Source organism: Parvimonas sp. D2, from assembly GCF_035282635.1.
GTDB lineage: Bacteria > Bacillota > Clostridia > Tissierellales > Peptoniphilaceae > Parvimonas.
In genome coordinates this window covers 1-267 of sequence record NZ_JAYKBO010000052.1, presented here as the reverse complement: position 1 = coordinate 267, position 267 = coordinate 1, and the positions used below count along the sequence as shown (strand labels likewise).

The following is a 267-nucleotide window of genomic DNA, read 5'->3' as shown; positions in this document are numbered from 1 at the left end:
AAGAAATCAATTTTTCAGATTTGGTAGAAGGCTGTATCGATGATTTTATAACACGTTTTCCAAAAAGGGAAGTAAGAGAGCTGATTACAGAAGGCTTGTACATTCAAGGTGAAACCCTATTGCTGCAGATGTTGGTCAATAACTTGCTTGAAAATGCCATGAAATACTCCCCCAAAGAATCTCCGATTCAAATATCACTGCATGCAGAGAAAAATGAATTGATACTAAGTATTTCAGATCAGGGAGTAGGTATACCCGACGAAGAAA

General features: G+C 37.1%; 1 protein-coding gene. It reads left to right on the top strand.

Going from position 1 to position 267, the window contains the following annotated elements:
* Positions 1-267: ATP-binding protein (locus VJI77_RS07545; RefSeq protein WP_323988983.1), on the top strand; the 267-nt coding region annotated here is incomplete at both ends.